The sequence below is a fragment of the Paenibacillus xerothermodurans genome, from assembly GCF_002220865.2.
Lineage (GTDB): Bacteria > Bacillota > Bacilli > Paenibacillales > NBRC-103111 > Paenibacillus_S > Paenibacillus_S xerothermodurans.
This window is the reverse complement of record NZ_NHRJ02000002.1, coordinates 694,710-716,158: the sequence shown is the minus strand read 5'-3', so window position 1 is coordinate 716,158 and position 21,449 is coordinate 694,710. Positions and strand designations below refer to the sequence as shown.

The following is a 21,449-nucleotide window of genomic DNA, read 5'->3' as shown; positions in this document are numbered from 1 at the left end:
CTAGTCGTGGTTGCATCTCCCGGCCACGCTCTTCAAAAAGTCAAAGTCACACCCCTCATCGGCTTGCAGCACATGCTGCTGGAACAGCTTTGTGTAGCCCCGTGGCGTGATCACCGGAGGCTTCCAAGCCTCACGTCTACGCGTCAGCTCCTCATCCGGCAGATGCAGATCCAGCCTGCGGTTTTCCACATCCAACTCGATGATATCCCCTGATCTCACCAATCCGAGCGGGCCGCCTGCAGCAGCCTCGGGAGCGATATGCAGAACGACGGTGCCAAAGGCGGTCCCGCTCATTCGGGCATCGGACAGCCTGACCATATCCCTCACACCCTGCTGCAGAAGCTTAGCCGGAATCGGCAGCATTCCCGCTTCCGGCATGCCCGGTGCGCCCACTGGGCCAGCATTTTGCAGCACCATGATGTCGTCAGGCGTGATGTCCAGCTCTGGATCGTTTACTCTGGCCTCCATATCCCGAGTGGAGCTGAATACTACCGCTCGGCCTTTGTGCTTTAACAAATGCTGCGAAGCGGCTTTCGGTTTGATCACGGCACCGTTTGGCGCCAAATTCCCATACAGCACCGCGATGCCGCCGGTGTTGTGTAACGGGCTCTCAAATGACCGGATGATGTCGCGATATACTTCGGAAACCGTTACATTTGCCAGGTTCTCACGCAGCGTTTTGCCGGTGACGGTCATTTCATCCAGGTACAAGAGCTGCTCAAGCTCCTTTAAAACCGCAGGGGTGCCGCCCGCCTTGGCAAACTCCTCCATCTGGTACTTGCCCGCGGGCCGCAAATTAGCCAAAAATGGCGTTGTTTGACCCAGCTCATCGAATAGCTTGAGCGGCAGCTTAATGTTGAGTCGCCCAGCAATCGCGACCAGGTGGATAACAGCGTTGGTGGAACCGCCTACGGCCATAAGCGCGCGAATTGCGTTTTTGAATGCATTTTCCGTCATGATTTTAGAAGGAGTCAGCCCGAGCTCCACCAGCTGTACGATTTGTTTCCCGGTCTCCTGAGCTAGTCTCAAACGGCGGTTGTCGGTCGCCGGTATAGCCGCAGCACCGGGCAGCATCATACCCATCGCCTCCGCACAGACCGCCATTGTGCTGGCGCTGCCCATTACCATGCAGTGGCCGGCGGTGGGCGCGAGTGCCTCGTTGATGCGGGCAAGCTCGTCCGCGTCAATTTTGCCTGCGCGGTATTCCTGCCAATAGTACCTGCAATCGGAACAGGCACCCAACGTCCGCCCCTCGTATTCTCCGTTGGCCATCGGTCCGCCCGTGATCATGATCGTCGGAATATCGGCACTGGCTGCCCCCATGAGCTGCGCAGGAGTCATTTTATCACAGCCCCCGATGAGCACCACTCCGTCCAACGGCTGTGCGCGGATCATTTCTTCCGTGTCCATGGCAGCGAGATTGCGGTACAGCATCGTTGTCGGGCTGGTAAAAATCTCACCAAGTGAAATGGTCGGGAATTCGAGCGGCGTTCCTCCCGCCATCAGCACACCTCGCTTGATCGCTTCCACAATTGGGCCGAAGTGAGAATGGCAGCGGTTTATCTCACTTTCCGTGTTGCATATGCCGATCACCGGCCTCTCAAAATCCTGTTGGTCATGCCCCAGATGGCGGTTAAACGCCTGCCGGATAAATGCACTGAAGCCGGCGTCGCCATAGGAAGTCAGATTGTTTTTTTCAGCCATATCCATCTCTCCGTATATACAAATTTATACTGCGCTACAAATGATATATATTGCACGCCAGTCTATTCAATAACTCGTTTAACCTCGGCCTATCCGATGCGTTATGAGCGTCGATCAACTCCTGAAAGGCAAACGGCGGCTCCTGCTGCAGCAATGGTCCGTACTGTACCACCATGTCAAAGCACTCATACCATAGCCCGGTGTGACGTGTCGCATCGAGCCTTTCAGCCAGATCGTACACAAAAACCAGCATGCACTGCCAAAAGTTGTCCGAACCCGATGATTGATCATACGCGTTCCCTCGAGCGGCCGACAAAAGAATGACTTGCCGGGCGAGCAACAGAGAGAAGTCGTAGTAATCACGCCACTCTGCCGGGCTGGGCCCCAGTCCGATCATGCGATGAGGGAGCAGACATAAGGGGGGAAGAGCCACAAACGTACCTTCGCCGTGTTTTGCCTCCAGGAAGCCGAGAATTTCCAAAACGCGTATTCCTTCCCGCACCGAGGAGCGGCTGACCTGCAATATTTCGCTTAGCGCCCTTTCGGCAGGCAGCTTTGTGCCGGGGGCGAGGTGCTGTGCTTCAATATATTGTGCTATCTGCCGGGCAACCTGCTCGAACGTCCGCGCTACTGCGGTCAGTGTGTAAGTTTTTTTCATCGGCTCAAATCCTTTTTAGATAGAATATACGTCGCCGATGTGCGCATATAACTACAGTAACCATCCATACACAAAAAAAATTGCCGCACGTGGTCAGACCACCATAAATTAGTTAGGGGTGAACGTATGAACAGAGCCGATACAACGGATCACAACGATCAGAAAACCGCGCTGGTCATTGATCCGAAGGACAATGTCGCTGTAGCATTGACGGATTTCAGCAAAGGAGATGAGTGTACGGTAATAACGGGGGAGCATCAGCGGTTAATCACTGTGATAGAGGACATAGCGTTCGGGCATAAGCTGGCCATTAAACCTATAGAGGAAAATGAAAGCGTTTTAAAATATGGTGAGGAGATCGGAAAAATGTGCGTGTCGGTCGCTGCCGGTGCCTGGATTCACAGCCATAACATGTATTGTGAAAGGGGGATGAAGCGTGACTGACAAGTTTATGGGCTATTGGAGAAAAGACGGTACCGTCGGCGTGAGAAATATTATCGCGGTCATACCTTCGGTGTTCTGTTCGTCCAAGGTGGCTGAAAGGATCGCTGCCCAGGTGCCGGGGAGCGTGTTCTTCCGTCATCCGGTCGGATGCAGCCAGGTAGGCGAAGATCTGGAAGTGACGGCGAGAACATTAATCCAAATCGGCAAAAATCCGAACTTTGCGGGAGTCGTTGTGGTTGGACTGGGATGTGAGCGGTTTTCGCCGTATGAGCTGGCCGAAGGTATCGCTCCAACTCAAAAATTGCTCGGGACGGTTGTCATCCAAAAGGAAGGAGATTCACTGGCGGCGATTCAGCAGGGCGTCAAATATGCCAAAGAAATGCAGCAATTGGCGTCCAGGCAGCAGAGGGAAGAGGCGGATGTCAGACATCTGACGATTGGCCTCAACTGCGGCGGGTCCGACATGACGTCGGGTTTGATTGCTAATCCGGCTTTAGGCGTTGCCTCCGACATGCTCGTCTCCAGAGGAGGCACATCCATTCTGGCCGAGATTACCGAGCTTATCGGTACCGAGCATATTTTGGCACGCCGAGCGGCAAACGAACAAGTGGCACAGGAGATTTATGCCATCATCGCCGCAACGGAAGCAAAGCTGGAGCGGCAGGTACGGGAATCGAGCAATGTGAAACGCACACATCTGATTTCGACCGGCAATTATGACGGCGGACTGTCGAGCGTCGTAGAGAAATCACTCGGCAGCATGAAGAAGGCAGGGAATGAAAAGTTCAGCGGCACGATCAAGTACGCGGAAACCCCGAAAACAAAAGGGCTGCTGTTGATGGATTCACCCGGCCAAGACGGGGAGGTGTCAACGGGGCAGGTGGCGGCAGGCGCACAGATGATCTTGTTTCCGACAGGCAGAGGCACGCCGACAGGCTTTCCGGGTGTTCCGGTGATCAAGATTACCGGCAATCCGATAACGTTCGACAAAATGAAGGAAAATATAGATATTAACGCGGGTGAAGTGCTGCTCCACCGCAAGACGCTTCAGCAGATGGGTGAACAAATTTACCGGGAGATGCTGGAGGTTGCGTCGGGAAAAATGGTAAAAGCGGAGATTCTAGGCCATGACGAGCAGTTTTGCGTGACCCGAATGCCCTGAGTGTGCGGGATGTGTGGCGGGCAATGCGCTGGCATGTGACATGTTGTGGGGAGCGCCGCGCCTTGCCGGGTGAGGACTTGCAACGGACTGTGTGCGCCCTGTTTTGTGTGAGTGCGTGGTCAGATCTGTGCCCAGCGTGCCTGCGGTACCCTTGCTTTCGGGCGGTGAGATGCCAAGTGGCGTAACGATCATCTAACAGCGCTGTAGGGGTATTGTGATAAGGAGAAAGGATACCAACCAGGAGGGATAACATGAAAAAAAGTACCAGCTTGCTTATGAGTATCGGGTTTGCGTTAGCGCTTACCGCATGTGCCGGGGGAACCAGGACGACAACGAATGAGGGCTCCTCGGCTTCGCCGGCTCCCGCAGCGCCGGCAGCTTCGGAAGCGAAATCGCAAGAGAAATATCCGACCAAGCCGATCAATCTGATCATCGCCTACGCGGCGGGCGGCGGCACAGATGTTGGGGCCCGTATGCTCATGCCGTATGTGGAAAAAGAGCTTGGCGTACCGATCAACATCATCAATAAGCCGGGAGGCGGCGGCTGGGTTGGCTGGACGGAGCTCGCTAATGCTAAGCCGGACGGCTATACCATCGGTTACATCAATACTCCCAACTTGATGACAGGTTACCTGGACCCGAAGCAAAAGCGTAAAGAGAGTTTGGACAGTTTCACCACACTGGCGAACCATATCACGGACCCCGGCGCCATAGCGATCTCTAAGGATGAAAAGCGATTCACGGATATTACTTCTCTGATTGAGTACGCGAAGAAAAATGCATTAACCGCAACATCGACTGGGGTCGGCAGCGATGACCACTTTGCCTCGTTGAAGCTGAACAAAGCTTTCGGCACCAAGTTTACCGCGGTGCAAAACGGCGGGGCCGCGGAAAGTCAGGCGGCGGTGCTGGGCGGACATGTGGATGTATTATTCGCGAATGTGGGCGAACTGACAACGCTGCACAAGAACGGAGAGATTAAGATTGTGGGTGTGATGACCGACCAACGATCTCCATTCCTTCCTGATGTTCCGACGCTGGATGAGAGCGGGTTCAAGGGGATCACTTCCTGGTCGGCCCGCGGGCTTGCAGCACCGAAGGGATTGGATCCTGAGAAGGCCAAAATTTTGAATGCGGCGCTGGAGAAAGGAATCAATAACGCGGAGCAGGTGAAAAAGCAGGGCGAGAGCGGCCTGCAGGTCGATTACAAATCAGGGCAGGATTATGCGGATCTGTTGAAAAAGGATGAGCAGGGAGTCATAGACTTAAAGGATTTGATGGGATGGTAATCCGGTAATCAAAAGGATGTGTGCCAAAAATGAGAAATGCAGGAATCTGGGTCGGTGCCATGATTCTCCTATTTGCCGGCACTATTTTTGCGCAATCCCTATCTTACGATTATTTCAGCGATTTTGGGCCGGGCCCGGGATTGTTCCCGCTGTGGCTCAGCGGCATGCTCATAGTCTCTGGGGTGCTGTACATCATTACGGCAATTCGTAAAGACAGAATCGATTTGTCAAAAGTGTTCCCGCCGGGACCCGGCTTGAGGAAAGTGATATCCATCATTGCAGCCGTTGTCATTTTTCTTAGCCTCGCACCTGTTGCCGGGTATATCCCGGCAAGCGTAATCATGCTCTTTATCCTATTTTTCGCTGACTACAAATGGTATTGGAATGTGGGAATCTCAATTGTGGTGACGCTGGCCATCTTCTACGTCTTCCAATCCCTGCTGAATGTGCCGCTGCCTGAGTTTTCGATCGGATAAAGAGAGGGGGAGGGATCGCAGATGGAATACTTGCTGTCGGGCTTTGCCGCAGCCATCACCCTGAGCAACCTGCTGTATTGCTTGATCGGCGTAACCGTCGGCATGGTGGTAGGGGTGCTGCCCGGGCTGGGGCCCACGACGGGAACCGCAGTTCTGCTTCCGCTGACGTTCGGAATGGAGCCTATACCGGCGATCATTATGTTGGCGGGCATTTACTATGGAGCCATGTATGGCGGCACGATCACGTCCGTGTTGATCAATACGCCCGGAGAGGCCGCTTCCGTGGTCACTTGTCTGGACGGTCATCCGTTGGCGAGGCAGGGCAGAGCCGGCACAGCGCTGGGCGTGGCGGGCATAGGCTCATTCGTGGGCGGAACTTTATCCATTATCGGCTTGGCCTTTATCGGGCCGCCGATCGCGCGGCTCGCACTCAAATTCGGTCCGCCCGAGTTTTTTGCCTTGATGGTGCTGGGGATGACTATGGTTATCGGTTTGATGGGGAAATCGCTCGTTCGCGGTATCATCGCCGCACTCATCGGCTTAAATCTGGCCCTTGTCGGTCTGGATCCGGTCACAGGGACAGTGCGTTTCACGTTTGATCAAATGGAACTGATGAACGGGTTCGATTTTGTTCCGTTGGCAATGGGACTGTTCGGCATCTCGGAAATTTTGATCACGGCGGAAAGCAAGCTGAAAACGGAGAAACCGCCGAAAGTAAAAGGACTTCTGCCTAGACGGGAAGAATGGAAGCCCATGATGGCGGCAATTCTTAGAGGCTCCGGGCTCGGCTTCATCATCGGTCTACTGCCGGGCACCAACTCGGTCATACCGGCTATCATGTCGTATTCGATGGAAAAGAAACTGGCCAAAGATCCGAGCCGCTTCGGCAAAGGCGCTATAGAAGGTGTGGCGGGACCTGAAACTGCGAACAACTCCTACTGCGGCGGCGCTTTAATCCCGCTGTTCACTTTGGGCATTCCCAGCTCACCGGTCATTGCCGTTCTGCTGGGAGCCTTCATCATGCATGGTTTGACACCGGGTCCCCAGCTGTTTCAGAAAAATCCAGATTTCGTGTGGGCCGTCATAGCCAGTATGTTTATCGGAAACTTCATGCTGCTGATCATGAATCTGCCGATGGCCGGCTTCTGGGCAAAGATTACAATGGTACCGTATAAGCTGTTGTTTCCGATCATCCTCGCGGTAGCCGCTGTGGGAGCATACAGTGTGAACAACAACATGTTCGATGTGGGGATTATGCTCATGTTCGGCCTGGTCGGCTATATTTTAAAGAAGGTGGATATCCCGCTGGCGCCGATCGTATTGACATTCGTGCTCGGCAAAATGATGGAATCTTCGCTCATGCAGTCCTTGACCATTTTTAAGGGGAATTTTTTCGCCTTATTTACTAGACCGATTTCCGGCACATTGCTGGTCATCTCCATTCTGATTTTTGCCGTGAGCATTTATGCCGGCGTCAAGAACAAGAAGGGTGTTCTCGCGGAGGATTTCGAAATGTAAGCGAACGATAGAACCACACACGGGAGGATGTTGTATGTCTGATAAAGCAGGCTCAATTCAGGTTTACCCTATCAAAGTGCACTCTCAGAGTCCGGCAGTCGAGGATATGGCACACAGCGTTGGCAAAGCGGTGGACACCTTGCTCAATGGCAGCCGTTCCCGCAATTTACAACCCGGCGCATCTGTAGCAGTGACGGCAGGAAGCCGCGGAATCGCTAATTATGTGGAAATCTTACGGTGCACGGTGTCTGCGCTGAAGGCGCGGGGATTTCAACCTTTCGTGTTCGCGGCGATGGGTACGCACGGACGGGGCGAGGCGGAGGGACAGCGAGAAATATTGGACAGTATGGGTATGACGGAGAATGTGCTGGGTTGTCCCGTTTCCTGTTCAAGCGAGGTTGAGCAAATCGATGAATTTGACGCGTTCGGCCGGCGCATTCCGGTATATTGTGCCAAAGAAGCGCTGCAGGCCGACGGGATCGTTGTGGTGAACCGTGTCAAGCCGCACACATCGTTTCGCGGCGAGTATGAGAGCGGGCTGTTAAAAATGATGACAGTAGGCATGGGCCGGGCGAAGGGCGCCGACATGTTCCACAGTCTCGGGGCCACCCATTTGGCGGATATGATTCCGCTGATCGGCGGCAGTGTGCTGCGGCAGGCGCCTGTCATAGGCGGGCTAGCGGTTCTGGAAAATGCCAAGGAGCAAACCACGGTGGTGGAGGGTATACCGGATGACCGCATAATGGAGAGGGAGAAGGCGCTGCTCGAGTTGGCGAAAAGCTTTATGCCGCGCCTTCCGGTAGATAAAGCCGATTTGCTCATCGTAGGTGAGATGGGCAAAAACTACAGCGGGACCGGGATGGATACGAACATCATCGGTCGAATGCGTATACAGGGAGTGCCGGAGCCGGCAAATCCGTTTTTTACCTACATCGGCGTACTGCGTTTGTCGGAGCCCTCTCACGGCAATGCAACGGGAATCGGTCTCGCGGATATGACCACGCAAACGTTGGTTGACGACATAGATAAAACCGCAATGTATTTAAACTGTGCGACCAGCGGTTTTATTATTCGCGCTGCGGTGCCGATGACGTTTGCCCATGACCGGGCGTTGATTGCCGCGGCGGTCGACATGCTCCGCATCGATGACACGTCACAGCTTCGGATGCTGTTAATTCGCAGCACACTTCATATTGAACATCTTTGGGTCAGCGAGGCTGTGTATGAAGAAGTCAAGAACGAGCCACATATAGAATTGACGGACGACCCCAAACTACTCGCCTTTGATGAAGCGGGGAATCTGATTTGGTGACTGTGGCATGAATTACCGTGAACAGTCGCAGCCGAAAGGGAAGGTAGCCGATGATGGCTCTGAAGCCGATTAAGAGGAAGCGTCTTTTTGAGGAAATCATTGTTGCCGTCGAGCAGTTCATACAGGACGAAAACATTCAACCCGGCATGCGGCTTCCGTCCGAGAATGAGTTGGCCGCCATTTTCAATGTGAGCAAAACCGCGGTAAGAGAAGCGATGACAGTGCTGACGAGCAATGGGGTCGTTGAAACACGAGCCGGCTCGGGAATTTACCTCAAAGATATGCAGGGCGAATCCATCGTGCTGCATGTCACTTACAACCTGATGCAAAAAAACGAGCTGCAGGATATTTTGGAATTCCGCAGAGGGTTGGAGGTTGAGGCCGCCGGCCTAGCGGCGATGCGGGGAACGGATGAGGACCTTCTGAAAATCAAGACCGCTCACGATGAGCTGGTGGCGGCTAATCAAGCGAGCTCGGTGGGCATTGACGAGGATTACCAGTTCCACTATCACATTATGAAGGCGTCTCACAATTCCATTTATCAGCAGGTGTTCAAGAGCGTTTCAACTAAATTGAAAGAAGGCATACGCATCAGCAAAATGCAATCGTTAAAGCTGCCGGCCGGGTTTTTGCCGGGCTACCGGGAGCATGAGGAAATCATCAGCGCTTTGTTCGCCCGCGCGCCCGAAGCCGCCTCCTCCGCGATGAGACACCATTTGACCCGGAATGAGAAAAAAATATGGAACACGTTTAACAGAAATCTCACGGTATAAAAGATTCATCCGAATGGGATTCGGGGCTCAGAGGCATTGAACGCTGAAGCGGGGGCGTATGCTCTCGCTTCTTTGCTGTAGGAGGTTCTTGGGGAGCGTTAACGTTACGCTGCTTGTCACATTACTGCAAACGCTTGCATATGCTGCAGTAGAATGTGTTTGGAGGTGCGGCGATGCGAGTCAAGAACGAACTGTCCACACTGATTGGCGCATGGTTCATGCTCACCCCGTGGCTTTTGGACTTTACCCCCTTCAGCAGCCAATATTATCTCTGTGCGATACTCGGCGGCTTGCAATTTTTAGCCTCCGCTGCCGCTGTCGTGGCGGCTCGGGGGCGGAAAACTATGGTACTCAACCTGCTGTCCATTTTGGTCGGAGCGTCCTTCATCATAATTTCCAATGCGTTCGAGCTGGATACGATGGAGTTTCTTTCATTCGAAATCCTGGCGTTCTCGACGATCATGATAAATTATTCAGCCATATATCCCGATTCATAATGTTTTTTGCAGGGCGGCCGGCGAAAAAGAGTAGAAGGCTCCGCATCAGACGCTGAACAGTATGGGCGCACTGCGAGCCCCGATTGCAATTGGTTACACCCACGCCTGGCCTCGGTCAGGCTTTTTTGCTTTTATTACCATGATTCATGAAAACAGTGTAAAAGATGCATTATACACATCAATAGATTCGGTGTATGCTATATAAAACTAAACAGAAATTCGGAAGGATATGAAGACCCCCGTGAGAGTGACATCGAACACGCAAATTTATGACCGTACAGCCAGAGCGGCCGCCCCTAACTCAGGCGATGAGCACACTGGTTATTTGCAAAGAGGCAGCAAAGAGTATCAGCTGGGCAGCTTGGCGTTATTTGCCGCGGGCTTGGCCACTTTTGCTATTTTGTACTGCGTTCAGCCGTTGTTTCCGATTTACTCACAGGAAATGGGGCTTTCACCCGCGCATGTATCCCTGGCCTTATCCGTTAGCACGGTTTTGCTCGCTGTATCGCTGCCTGTGGCAGGCTTTTTATCCGACCGTATAGGTAGAAAGGCAGTCATGGCCATATCACTATTCCTCTCTTCACTGTGCTGTTTATGCACTGCGTTCGCACCAAATTTCACCGCTCTGCTGATTATTCGGGCGATCCAGGGGATCGTGCTGGCCGGGCTGCCCGCCGTGGCGATGACCTATTTAGCGGAGGAAATGGAGGAGAAAAGTCTAGGCTTTGCGATGGGCTTATATATAAGCGGCAACACGGTTGGCGGGCTCTTCGGCCGGATTGCTGTGAGTACAATCACCGACCACTACTCGTGGCGATGGGGGATATGTATATTAGCACTGATCAGTCTGCTGGCTAGTGTTTATTTCTGGCGCAGCCTCCCGCCGTCTCGCCATTTCAAGCCCAAACGGATGAATCCCAAAGCGATAATCGGCCTGTTCGCCGCCCAGTTTCGGGACGCCGGCCTTGTGTGCCTGTTTGCATTGGGTGCAATTCTTATGGGAAGCTTCGTCACTTTATACAACTACCTATCGTTCCGGCTGATCGAGCCGCCGTTTCAGCTTTCCCAGACATTGGTAGGATGGACATTTCTCATCTATCTGGTGGGAACGTTCAGCTCCTCCTGGATGGGAACGATGAGCGACAGGCTTGGCAGAGGCATCGTATTATGGATTAATGTGATGCTGATGTTGGTCGGAGTTTTGCTCACCGTGTCTGCGCACTTGACGGTTGTGATCGTTGGCGTGGCAGTGTTTACTTTCGGCTTTTTCGGGAGCCACTCGACCGCCAGTGCTTGGGTGGGTAAGAGGGCTGCCGCAGGCAAAGCGCAGGCCTCCGCCTTGTACCTGCTGTTTTACTATGTGGGCTCGAGCATCGGGGGCACGGTGGGCGGCTTGTTCTGGGTGCGGTTTGAGTGGACCGGTATTGTTGCAATGATTTCTGTTATGCTCATTATTTCGATGGCAGCTTCGTTTTTATTAACGCACATACTACCTCAACGGGCTCGTTTGAGTGCGTGATGCCGGTGTGACATTCGGCTGTGAACAGGTAAAAAAGCCGTTCCTCCAGTGTTGCACAACTTTCGGAACAGCTGCGGTTTGATAGCTTATATTGCTTTAATCTCTGCTGTGCATCGGGGCCCGCACTCGCAGTTCAACCTCAATATTGTCTCTGGTTGCCTTGGAGTATGGACACACTTTGTGGGCGGCTTCCGCTAATTCCAGCACTTGTGACGAGCTCACGCCGGGAACGGCCACGTCCAGCTGCACGGACAGATAGTACTCGTTGCCATTTTGATGCAGCGTTACGTTAGCAGTGACTTCCGAGTGGCTCGTATCCATCTGCTTGCTTTTGGCGATACTTTTCAGCGCGCTGTGAAAACAAGCCGAGTAAGCCGCCCCGAACAGTTGTTCAGGATTTGTCCCTTTAGCCTCTCCTGTAGCAGGCCTACCGACTTGCAAGTCAATTACGCCATCCGACGAACGAACATAGCCGTCTCGTCCCCCCTGAGATGTAACCTGGGCTGTATAAAGTGTTCCCATTTGTAGTTTCTCCCTTCCTATCGTTATGTTTCATAATCCATTACCCTCTGCATATGGAGGCGAACCCGTCCACAATCGCGGTGCAGCGGGTCGGATCCCACACACCCCTGAATGATGCTTACTGCAAGCCCGAAGCTGTCGGATAAAAAGAGGCCCCACTGCACCCCCCGGCGGCAGCCGAGATAGCACGACAGTTCTTCCAAAACGGCAACAATAACCCTATAATTGAATTTGTCGGGAGCTTGATGCACACCATATTTTGATAGCGGTTACATATGTTTTGACAGAGCGGCAGCTGGAACCACGCCGCGCCAAGAAATTTATGAAGTATTTTAGAGGATGGAAGGATGGATGACAAATGAAGCTCTCCTTTACTACGCTGGGCTGTCCGGAGTGGGATCTCGAGACCATCATTGCACGGGCGAAAGAGTATGGATTTGACGGCATCGATTTTCGCGGGTATTTGGGTCAGATGAACATCTACAAGCTGCCGCAATTTTCTACTGATGTTCACAGCACGATTCAGCGCATCAAGGAAGCAGGTCTTGAGGTCACTTGTTTCTCCAGCTCAATCAAGCTGTTTGCCACTGAGCCAGAGCATGCAAAGTTTGTTGATGAGTTTCGGGCATATGCTGGTCTGTGCAAGCTGTTTGGCACCCGGTACATCCGCGTGTTTGGGGGAAAAATCGGGGATACGGACCGTGCGGAAGCGACTCGCATTGTGGTTCGGCATCTGCAGGAGTTGAGTGATGTTGCCGGCGAGCACGGGGTGAAGCTTTTAATAGAAACACACGACGACTGGACCGATTGCCGGGTGGTAAGAGATGTGCTCGAGCGGGCGAATCGCCGAGAAGCCGCGGCGCTGTGGGACACGCATCATCCGTACCGCACACTGGGTGAGCAGCCTGCTACTACCTGGGAAGTGCTTGGAGATTGGATTGAGTACACGCATTGGAAGGATTCGTTTACACGGAAGCCTGAAGACGGCGGAGGATTCCAATACTGTCCGATGGGGCAAGGCGACATTCCGCTGCAGCAGATTTATGAGCTGCTGCGCGACAACAATTACTCGGGATTTTTCACGTTGGAATGGGAAAAGAAATGGCATCCGGAGATCGAAGAGCCTGAGCTCGCTTTTCCGCACTTTGTCCGATACATGCGCAAATTGGTTGTATAAACACTCCAAGTCGGAAAAGGAAGCGCTGGACACACTACGGCCGTGCAAGCTTGTGGCGTGGAAGCTCTCCTGATGAAAGCCACGGTGTCCGACGATTAGCAAATCCCGCTTTGTAACCGGGCAAACGATCGTTCTGGATGGCGGGATGTTTATTGAGGTTGGAAGATAACATTGGCCTACTGCGGCACGGGTGAGCGATGTGCACAATAGCGGCAGCCATTCTGGTACGGCACTAAGCTGGCCGGTCTGGGCTGTTGCGCGCACGGCTAGCCCTTCCGGATACGACCGAAAGGGCTGCACGAGCGGCCGCAGTGCAGATGGCACGCACAACGTCCATGGGAGTTGGTCTCCGCGACGATGAACGCAACCGTTATTTCATCACAGCGCAGGCTACCCGGTCACCAGAGTTGCCGGAAGGATCTGTCTTGCCGTCATCCTCTTTGGCATGGATAATAAGCGATTTGCCGTCGCCGCCCAAGAGTGAATTAGTTTTGCCTGTGTCAAGTGTAGTAGTTTTGGAGATTAGCGTGGCGTTCACGCTGCCGTTAGCGTCAGCCTCGATATTTGGCAGGTCGCCCGCATGGCCTCCATCCGGCTGCTCCAATCCGTGCTTTTTCTGCTCAGGATTAAAATGGTCTCCGGCCGATTTGAAGTCCGGTCCCTCGCACTTGGCGAACTGATGTATATGAATCCCGTGTTTGCCTGGAGTTAGTCCGCTAACATTCAGCTTGATTTCCACACCCTCTGCGTGCTTCTTAAGCTCGGCGGTGCCAAGCGAAGCCATTTTCGTGTCTTTGATCTCCAGCTTAATAGGCTGATCCGATGCTTGCGCGCTCGGTGTGCCTTGTGGAGAGCTCTGCGGTGTGCCCTGCTGTACCGTGCCGGCACCGTTACCGCCGCTGCTCGTGCTGCTGCTGGCACTTCCGGTGGTGCTGCCGCTCGTACTGCCGGCGCCTGTCCCACCATTCGCGCTGCCGCTCGCACCGGTGCTGCTTGAGCTGCTGTTCGTATCGCTGCTGCTATTTTGGCCGCTGCTGCTTGGATTACCGGTGTTTTGGTTGCCGCTGGTGGTTTGTTCTCCCGTCGCACACCCGCTCATGCTTAAGCTCAATGCCAGAATGACCGCCGGGGTAATTCTGCTCCATTTTTTCATCAGACACCCTCCTCGTATAGTGTGCTCTCCCTAACCAATAACCTCCAGAAATAAAAATGAAACGATGCACTGCCGACGTGCTCTGGCACAAGCTCCCCAAACAAGGTATAGTTAGGTCACTGATGGAACGCATGGAACGCAGAGCGCACGCACGAGGAGTGCTGGAAGAAGTGAAAAGGGTACTTGTAGCCGGATATAAGGCTTCGGAGCTGGGCATTTTCTCACGCAAACATCCGGGTATTGAAATCATAAAGAACGCCATTAAGCAGCGGTTGCTGATGTTAGCGGACCAAGGATTGGAATGGGTAATCGTGAGCGGCCAGTGGGGAGTGGAGCTGTGGGCTGCTGAGGCTGTGCTAGAGCTGCGAGATGAGCACCCAGCGCTGCGGCTGGCCGTCATCACGCCGTTCATTGAACAGGATGAAAAATGGAGCGAAGAGAAGAGGGCAATTTACCGAGAGGTGATCGGAAGGGCCGATTACGTCAACAGTGTGAGCCGCAGCAAGTATGACGGACCATGGCAATTCAAGGAGAAGAACAAATTTTTGCTGCGAAACTCCGATGGAATAGTGGTTGTTTATGAGCAGGAGCAGGAAGGCTCGCCCAGGTATATGCTTGATCTGGCTGTACAGCATGCGAAACAACGAGACTATCGGATAATACAGATCAACGCGGAGGACTTGCAAAACATAGCCGACGAGCATAATCAAGACTATTGGGCGAATTGAGCGGAGAACAATCAAGGCAGGAGAACGATAAAAGCGGTCGCCTGAGGGCGCCGCTTTTGTCGTGTAAACTTTTGCATCACCGCAAAACGAAAGTTATTTCAATGTATTCTGAGCCTGAGAAGTCTGCTGTTGAGCCTGCTGTGCAGCTTGCTGAGCTTGCTGCAGCTGCTGTTGTGCGCTGGATTGTGTTTGCGTAGCTTGCATGGCTGTTTGCTGCACTTGTTGAGCCTGCTGTGCCGCTTGCTGGGCCTGCTGCGTAGCTTGTGCTTCAGACTGAGCCTGCTGAGTCAGCTTTTGAGCTGTCAACTGTGCTTGCTGTGCCGCCTGTTGAGCGTCTTGCTGCACTTGCGTTGCTTGTTTTACAGTAGACTGTGCATTGTTTTCCACCATGACTAATCCCTCCTTTATTGTTTCAAAGACATCTTTATCATGACTAAAGGCGGCCGGTTTTATGCAACGCGCCTGGCCGGTCATTGCCGCGGCTTCAAGCAGCCTCAACCCTGGCGTTGTCCGGATCGTTGATGACCATGTCTCCTTCCCTGATGTCGGCAACAAAGTGACGATTCGCACCGCGATGAGCGAGGTTTCGCCTCAACCCGAGAGCGTGCTCCCTGTTGTTGGCGACGCGCCGCATTGGAATTGTCACACATTCCCGTTACTCGTTCGGAATAACACAAGAGTATCAGGTAACAATAAGCCATATTCGACGATATGTGCCAACCGCAGTCCGATGCGTCTGACTGGCGCAGATGCAGGACATGGCGCACAACGATCGCAGATGAGGGTGAACCGACATGGCAAACGACGATAAAGTAGAAAATCCGGGCCTGATACAAGGCCATACCGCATACAGCTCACGCTTGGATCCGTTGGAAGTCGATTCTGACATTCACCAGGATCCGAGGCGCGAGGTTCTGCTGGATATGGCTATGGAGCGGACTCTGGAAGACGCACCCTCCGATGATAAGGCCAAACGGAGACTCCTCGATGAGGCGAGGTCGTCGGCACGTAAAGCAGCTGATGACTTGGATGCCTGACCGGCAACGGAGGGACTCGCTGGCCGCGCGTTCAGAGCCGACCGGCAGCGAAACAAGGCAAAAAATCATTGGCTGGAGGTAATTCCGCTATGAATAGTGAATTGCAGCAAATCACGCAATGGCTGAATGGATGCAAGGGGCAATCGCTACATATTCAGAAGCGTGAAGCAAATGATCTGGATGAAACACATATACAGCTTGAGCAGGTGACTGTGGCCAACGATTACCCCGACCGGCGCGATGATTACGTCTCACGTCATGAGCTTATCCTGCACGGACGCGGATACATCGTGAACTCGAACCCGGCGCTCAATGTCAGCCCGCCGCTGCCGCGCGACCGATATGAAATTCCGCTGCTGGGCAATTGGCGCGGGCAAGTACACAACGAGATGGTTCAGCTGATGACGGACCGTGCGAGCTACGAAATCACGCGGCAGCCGTTCAACCAGCTTGAGTAGACGGCAATCCGTAACGCCCACCGCATACCAAACAAGCCCTGCGAGAGAGTTGTGCGTTTTCCACGCACCGTGTCCGCGCAGGGCCTTTTTTTGGCGTTTCCTAGCTCATTTCGCAACAGGTTTTCCCCAGAGCCGCAGCACCTGCTGGATTTCTTGCGTCCGATAAGGTTTGCGAATAACATCCTGCATCCCGCTGTCGAGGCACATTTTTCTGTCCTCCGCTCTTACATGAGCTGTGACGGCGATGATAACCGGCTTGTTGTCGTCAGGCAGCAACTCCAGAATGTGCCGGGTCGCTCGCATCCCGTCCATCACGGGCATATCCACGTCCATAAATACGATATCGAATGAGCCGCGGGCGACCGCGTCAATCGCTTCGCTGCCGTTCGACACAGCGGTTACCGCATGTCCGAATTTTTTCAATATGCGTACGAGCAGCTGGCTGTTCACCGGATGGTCCTCCGCGACCAGAATGCGGAGCTGTTCGGAGCCCGAAGACGGCGCGGCTGACGCCCAGTCGGGTTCCCCGGCGGGCTCAGGCTCGCCGGCTATGTCCACCTGTTTGCTGCAGCTGGAAGCAGGCAGTGTAAAGTGGAATGTGGAGCCAACGCCTTCCTTGCTCTCCACCCATATATCCCCGCCCATAAGTTGGACCAGCTTTTTGCAGATCGCGAGGCCCAGCCCCGTGCCGCCGTATTTGCGATTGATGCCCGGATGCAGCTGCGAGAAGGACCGGAACAGCTGGTCTAACTTCTCCCCGGGGATACCGATGCCGGTGTCTTGGACTGTGAACAGCAGAATGAGATCATCCGGCTCTTCTTGCGGGTGAGCTTTCACGGATACTGTCACTGTACCTGTATCGGTAAATTTGATCGCGTTTCCGATCAGATTCAATAAAATTTGCCGTAATCTCACAGCATCCCCCACGATGCGCTCGGGGAGCCCGGGCTCCAGCTCAGTGATGAGCTCAATGTGCTTTTCCGCGGCCTTTGGCGCGAACAATTGATGAATGTCCCCGAGCAGCGGCCGCCAATCAAAAGGCTCTGTCTCCAACACCAATTTCCCGGCATCGATTTTGCTGTAATCCAATATGTCGTTCAGAATGCGGAGCAGAGCATCGCTGCTCGTGCGAATGATATCTGCGTATTCCTGCTGCTCTTGCGTGAGCCCGCTGTCTGCGAGGAGATCGGTCATCCCCATTATCCCGTTCATCGGCGTGCGAATCTCATGGCTCATCATCGCCAAAAATTCGGATTTCGCATGGGCCGCCCGTTCCGCGGACTCCTTGGCCTGCAGGATATCCCGCTCTGTGGTGATATCGTTAAAAACAACGACAGCACCCTTAATCGTTTGATTGTCGATGATCGGACTTACCCTGTACTCAGCCAAAAAGCTGGAACCATCCGGCCGCCAGAAAATGTCCTCCTGCACAACGCGGGATTTGCCGTCTTTGATCGTTTGGAAAATCGGACAGTCCTCGACTGCGCACGCGCTTCCGTCCGGCTTCGTATGATGGAAGGTGTGATGACTTTCTGCACCGATAAATTGTGCCATCGGTACGCCGAACATGTCTGCGCCTGCCGGATTAATGAACATTCCTCTGCCTTCTTTATCCAACCCGTAGATGCCCTCCGACACCGAATTCAAGATTAACGAATGCTGATAGCTCAGCTTCTCGATCTGGTCCAGGTAGCTTTTTTCTTCTGTTATATCGTAAGCGATGCCGTACACGCCCACGACCTGATCATCCACGATGATAGGGACATTGGTTACATGCAAGTCCAAAAATCCTCCGCTCTTGTGGATAACACACGTTTCATAATGCTGGGGAATTCCTTGCTTTGCCAGATCAAAATGGTGCCTCGTGTCTTCCAGATATTCAGGCCGGATGATCTGTTCAAACGACATTGTCAGCAATTCACTCTTAGAGTAACCGCTCACTGCTTCCAGGTTCGAGTTGGCTGTCACATAATTGCCGTCTAAATCAAAGGAGTAAACTGCAGCGGGATTATATTCGAATAGTGATTTATACCGCTGTTCACTTTCCTGCAGTTTCTGTTCGGCCGTTTTGCGGTCGTTTATATCCCGGGAGATAGCAACGATTTCTTTGATAGCCCCCGTGTCCGCATCATATGTGTAACGTCCGGTGCTTTCAAACCAGATGTAACCGCCGTTTTTTTGCCGTATCCGATACGCGACCGTGTACACTCCCGCGGATGCAAGATTCGCCGTTAAATACTCGTTGACCAGATCGACATCGTCCGGGTGAAAATAGTCATATGCGCTTGTGCCTACCAGTTCCTCCGGTTGATAGCCAAGCAAAGAGGCGCAGGAGGGGGAAGCGTACAAGTAGGTTGCCGTTTGGTCTGCCGAATGTACCGAAATAAAATCCAGAGAATGCTCGGAAATCAGCCGATGCTGTTTTTCGGTGACGTCCGAGCTCCAAGCGCCGATCCCGGCCGCGCGCTGTACCTGTGCCAGATTGGCCTCGCTTTTTCTGAGATGTTCTTCCGCCTGCTCAAAATGACGGCGCGCTTCCACCAGGGGGCTGACATCTTTGGCCAAGCAATAGACCCCGACAACATCGGACTGTGATGTGATCGGGGCGTAAGTGACCGAGATGTATATCCGTTTGCCATCCTTGTGGGCGGCGAGCATTTCACCGGCGGATGGACGGCCTGACAAAGCTTGCGCGAACAGCACGGCGGGCAGGTCCCCGCCTTCCATCGAGAATAACAGTTCTGGCTGCAATCGCACTAGCTCCTGTTTCGGATATCCGAATATCCGCTCCGCTGCGGGATTGGCATCGGTGTACCGCCCATCGGTATCTATTATAACAATCGCGTCCGGATGATTATAAAATAATGATTGATATGCGCCTTCTAGCGAAATGGTTGGTTGCGGCATGCTGTTGGTATCGTTCTTCAAAACGGGGACATCCTTTCTATCACGGTCGGTCATTCGTAAAATCTAGCCGTCTGGCGCGATATGATTTACGCGATTTGATTTAGTGGAAGGGAGGTGGGTCTGCAGCACAGCGCACGCCTAGCACCTCCTAATTCTATTACTCATACTATGATTTCATGAAACGCTAGGGAGGTGGAACTCATAGATAAATCTGTGCTTTATATCGGCGGCGTTTTCGGCGGCTTTGCGTTGGTACAAGCACCTACTCCAGGCATACTATCCGCTCTGAACCCTGTACTGGACGTAGTTGGAGCCGTTGCCATGATTGTATTTGCCGGCGGGTTGATCGTGCGTGCAGCTCGGTCGTTCACGTTGAAATGAAGATGATGGACCACGCCAAGCAGGCTGACTTAGCAGCCTGCTCACAGTGTCCAGAAAGTACCGAATACTCACTTTCTTGATAAGCTCAACAGGCTGTCTTGACAGCCTGTTTTACATAGACCTTTTAAGATTTGGTGCCTTTGCTCACCCAAAAAGTGACGTGATCGCCCTTGGCAGCGGGGGAATTTGGCAGCGGATCCTGTCTAAACACCGTGCCTTGTGCCTCTGGGTTCTCTTCCAGATAAAATGTATATTTCAAGCCGGATGACAGGGCTTGTTGCTCAGCGGCTTCCTTGGATAAACCGGTTAAAGTCGGTACCGAAACCCCATTTTCCGTGTCGGGTGCTGCGCTATCTTCCTGATTTTCCAGCGGTGCCTCCTGAGGCGGGCTGTTTTCGGCGTCTGTCTCGGGCGGCTGAGCAGGATCCATAGGCCGGTCAGGTTCAGCCTGCTCTGTGCCATCGTCGGGTTGAGCCGGCTCAGCGGGCTGCGCTGACTGCGATGGTTGTGTTGGCTTCTGATCAGCATCCGGAGCAGGCTTTGAGTTCGAAGCAATCGCGGACGACTGCGGGTCGTCGTCATTGCCGCTGAAATTGACCAGCATCGCGAAGACAGCAACAAACACGGCTAAACTCAACAGTCCGAGGGACGCGGTCGCGAACACTCGCCCCACGATTTTTTTAGCAGGTGTCGGCTCAGCGCCGTCATCATCGCTGGTTTCATACGTCTGCGACGCAGTCGGCTCCGCGGCTTTGCTTGTGACCGGTGGCGTAGCTCTGCGCATAGCCAGCTCGGCAGCTCTACGAGTCGATGTCCCTGCGCGTCTATCCGTGCCGGGTTCTGCAGGTCTGCTCGCCATCGGGGCCGCCGCTGCCGTCCCTTGCGCAGCCGGCACCGCATCCATATCCGCTTCGAGCGGCAAGCCGCTGCGCAGATCTTTCAGACACTGGATGAAAGACACCACCGGCAGGCGCTCTTTGTAAGCATTGCTAAGAACGTTGACTGCCGTCGCACGCTGAGCGGGGTCAAGATCTCTTGCAACACGCTGCAGTTGACTCTCGAATACTTGTATATCGGAAGGTGCTTTTTCGTTGTGAGTCAGCAATTGGTACAACAGAATGCTCAGCGGTTTCGCCAAGCGCCGGTTACCGCCCACTTTATCCCACCAATTGATAACACATACTCTCCGATCGTCCCCAAGCCACAGGTTCTCCGCCGAGAGACTAAAATCAATCGGCCGCTCCTCGTTGGCCTCCGACAAAGTTTCACCAAAATCTGCGATAATCGATGAGGCGTCCTTAAAATCGAACGAGTTTCTCTCAATCACATGCTTCAGAGATTGGCCGCCTTGATGTTTCAAAATCACATAGATATGTGTATCGTCAAACACGGCATCCAACACCTGCATGAATTTTGCCTGAGCCGATTTTTCAACCGCATTTCCCAATCCCACCAGGTAATTTTTTCGTGTTAGCTCTCCCCTGTAAGGAAGCATGTATATTAAAACGGTGCGCTCCAATGACAGGTCCTGCGCTTTGTGCAGCACGCCGCCGTTCAGCCGAGCGATGGATTCTGCGAGAACATATCGGTTTGAGATTGACTTCATCTTTGTTCACCCCAATATTGATCTTATCCCTAGAATGTTCGGGAATGATTACCCGTTTTAGGCAAAAATGATTCAAAAATTCGCGGATTATGGCGAAATACGCCGAAAAAACCAGTAATTATTCCAAA

Annotated in this window: 22 protein-coding genes; 15 read left to right on the top strand and 7 right to left on the bottom strand. The window is 53.3% G+C overall.

The window, feature by feature from the left end:
• Both CBW46_RS07060 and CBW46_RS07055 read right to left on the bottom strand, forming a co-directional pair.
• Positions 1–1,704 carry an IlvD/Edd family dehydratase gene (locus tag CBW46_RS07060; protein WP_089199279.1) on the bottom strand — a complete coding sequence of 568 codons (1,704 nt, stop codon included), beginning with the start codon at positions 1,702–1,704 and terminating at the stop codon, positions 1–3.
• A 34-nt stretch (positions 1,705–1,738) separates the two neighbouring features.
• Complete coding sequence (locus CBW46_RS07055; RefSeq protein ID WP_089199278.1) at positions 1,739–2,362, bottom strand: FadR/GntR family transcriptional regulator; 624 nt, start codon at positions 2,360–2,362, stop codon at positions 1,739–1,741.
• 126 nt (positions 2,363–2,488) lie between these two features.
• Here CBW46_RS07055 and CBW46_RS07050 point away from each other — a divergent pair, with 126 nt between their 5' ends.
• The 9 genes from CBW46_RS07050 to CBW46_RS07010 all read left to right on the top strand — a co-directional run bounded on the left by CBW46_RS07050 (position 2,489) and on the right by CBW46_RS07010 (position 11,352).
• A complete protein-coding gene (locus CBW46_RS07050; RefSeq protein WP_089199277.1) occupies positions 2,489–2,806 on the top strand; it encodes a UxaA family hydrolase in 318 nt (105 codons plus the stop codon).
• On the top strand, positions 2,799–3,968 hold the full coding sequence (locus tag CBW46_RS07045) for a UxaA family hydrolase (protein WP_089199276.1): 1,170 nt from the start codon (positions 2,799–2,801) through the stop codon (positions 3,966–3,968). The genes CBW46_RS07050 and CBW46_RS07045 overlap by 8 nt, the downstream gene beginning before the upstream one ends.
• A 251-nt stretch (positions 3,969–4,219) precedes the next feature.
• Positions 4,220–5,257, top strand: a complete 1,038-nt coding sequence (locus CBW46_RS07040; protein WP_089199275.1) for a tripartite tricarboxylate transporter substrate binding protein — start codon at positions 4,220–4,222, stop codon at positions 5,255–5,257.
• Between the two features lie 29 nt (positions 5,258–5,286).
• Positions 5,287–5,733, top strand: a complete 447-nt coding sequence (locus CBW46_RS07035) for a tripartite tricarboxylate transporter TctB family protein (RefSeq protein ID WP_089199274.1) — start codon at positions 5,287–5,289, stop codon at positions 5,731–5,733.
• A gap of 21 nt (positions 5,734–5,754) precedes the next feature.
• Positions 5,755–7,251 (top strand): tripartite tricarboxylate transporter permease, encoded by a 1,497-nt coding sequence (locus tag CBW46_RS07030; protein WP_089199273.1) that lies wholly within the window; start codon positions 5,755–5,757, stop codon positions 7,249–7,251.
• Between the two features lie 34 nt (positions 7,252–7,285).
• Entirely contained in the window at positions 7,286–8,563 is a 1,278-nt protein-coding gene (locus tag CBW46_RS07025) for a nickel pincer cofactor-dependent isomerase, group 22 (protein WP_089199272.1), read from the top strand.
• Positions 8,564–8,613: 50 nt separating this feature from the next.
• A complete protein-coding gene (locus tag CBW46_RS07020) occupies positions 8,614–9,336 on the top strand; it encodes a FadR/GntR family transcriptional regulator (RefSeq protein WP_089199271.1) in 723 nt (240 codons plus the stop codon).
• A gap of 173 nt (positions 9,337–9,509) precedes the next feature.
• Positions 9,510–9,833 carry an SPW repeat domain-containing protein gene (locus tag CBW46_RS07015; protein WP_089199270.1) on the top strand — a complete coding sequence of 108 codons (324 nt, stop codon included), beginning with the start codon at positions 9,510–9,512 and terminating at the stop codon, positions 9,831–9,833.
• A 241-nt stretch (positions 9,834–10,074) separates the two neighbouring features.
• A complete protein-coding gene (locus CBW46_RS07010; protein ID WP_243633196.1) occupies positions 10,075–11,352 on the top strand; it encodes an MFS transporter in 1,278 nt (425 codons plus the stop codon).
• 96 nt (positions 11,353–11,448) lie between these two features.
• Here CBW46_RS07010 and CBW46_RS07005 read toward each other — a convergent pair whose 3' ends face one another.
• Positions 11,449–11,874 (bottom strand): organic hydroperoxide resistance protein, encoded by a 426-nt coding sequence (locus tag CBW46_RS07005; RefSeq protein WP_089199268.1) that lies wholly within the window; start codon positions 11,872–11,874, stop codon positions 11,449–11,451.
• Between the two features lie 358 nt (positions 11,875–12,232).
• Here CBW46_RS07005 and CBW46_RS07000 point away from each other — a divergent pair, with 358 nt between their 5' ends.
• Positions 12,233–13,051, top strand: coding sequence for a sugar phosphate isomerase/epimerase family protein (locus CBW46_RS07000; RefSeq protein WP_089199267.1), 819 nt, complete (start codon positions 12,233–12,235; stop codon positions 13,049–13,051).
• 370 nt (positions 13,052–13,421) lie between these two features.
• Here the strand turns inward: CBW46_RS07000 and CBW46_RS06995 are convergent, their stop codons facing one another.
• Positions 13,422–14,204 (bottom strand): superoxide dismutase family protein, encoded by a 783-nt coding sequence (locus CBW46_RS06995; protein ID WP_089199266.1) that lies wholly within the window; start codon positions 14,202–14,204, stop codon positions 13,422–13,424.
• Positions 14,205–14,374: 170 nt separating this feature from the next.
• Between CBW46_RS06995 and CBW46_RS06990 the strand changes: the two genes are divergently transcribed.
• The gene (locus CBW46_RS06990; RefSeq protein ID WP_089199373.1) at positions 14,375–14,932 is read left to right on the top strand and encodes an SLOG family protein; all 558 of its coding nucleotides are present in this window, start codon (positions 14,375–14,377) and stop codon (positions 14,930–14,932) included.
• A 93-nt stretch (positions 14,933–15,025) separates the two neighbouring features.
• Here CBW46_RS06990 and CBW46_RS06985 read toward each other — a convergent pair whose 3' ends face one another.
• Positions 15,026–15,322, bottom strand: coding sequence for a hypothetical protein (locus tag CBW46_RS06985; protein WP_089199265.1), 297 nt, complete (start codon positions 15,320–15,322; stop codon positions 15,026–15,028).
• 61 nt (positions 15,323–15,383) lie between these two features.
• Between CBW46_RS06985 and CBW46_RS20990 the strand changes: the two genes are divergently transcribed.
• From CBW46_RS20990 to ymzB, 3 genes are all read left to right on the top strand, one after another.
• Complete coding sequence (locus tag CBW46_RS20990; protein WP_133253938.1) at positions 15,384–15,743, top strand: hypothetical protein; 360 nt, start codon at positions 15,384–15,386, stop codon at positions 15,741–15,743.
• Positions 15,727–15,969 (top strand): hypothetical protein, encoded by a 243-nt coding sequence (locus CBW46_RS06980; protein WP_089199264.1) that lies wholly within the window; start codon positions 15,727–15,729, stop codon positions 15,967–15,969. The genes CBW46_RS20990 and CBW46_RS06980 overlap by 17 nt, the downstream gene beginning before the upstream one ends.
• Positions 15,970–16,058: 89 nt before the next feature.
• Complete coding sequence (gene ymzB, locus CBW46_RS06975) at positions 16,059–16,427, top strand: protein YmzB (protein ID WP_089199263.1); 369 nt, start codon at positions 16,059–16,061, stop codon at positions 16,425–16,427.
• Between the two features lie 105 nt (positions 16,428–16,532).
• On the opposite strand, the gene CBW46_RS06970 is transcribed toward ymzB, so the two are convergent.
• Positions 16,533–19,355, bottom strand: a complete 2,823-nt coding sequence (locus CBW46_RS06970) for a PAS domain-containing hybrid sensor histidine kinase/response regulator (RefSeq protein WP_243633195.1) — start codon at positions 19,353–19,355, stop codon at positions 16,533–16,535.
• Between the two features lie 171 nt (positions 19,356–19,526).
• Here CBW46_RS06970 and CBW46_RS20985 point away from each other — a divergent pair, with 171 nt between their 5' ends.
• The gene (locus CBW46_RS20985; RefSeq protein WP_133253937.1) at positions 19,527–19,715 is read left to right on the top strand and encodes a hypothetical protein; all 189 of its coding nucleotides are present in this window, start codon (positions 19,527–19,529) and stop codon (positions 19,713–19,715) included.
• A gap of 124 nt (positions 19,716–19,839) precedes the next feature.
• Here CBW46_RS20985 and CBW46_RS06965 read toward each other — a convergent pair whose 3' ends face one another.
• Positions 19,840–21,321, bottom strand: a complete 1,482-nt coding sequence (locus tag CBW46_RS06965) for a PASTA domain-containing protein (RefSeq protein ID WP_089199262.1) — start codon at positions 21,319–21,321, stop codon at positions 19,840–19,842.
• Positions 21,322–21,449: the final 128 nt, after the last annotated feature.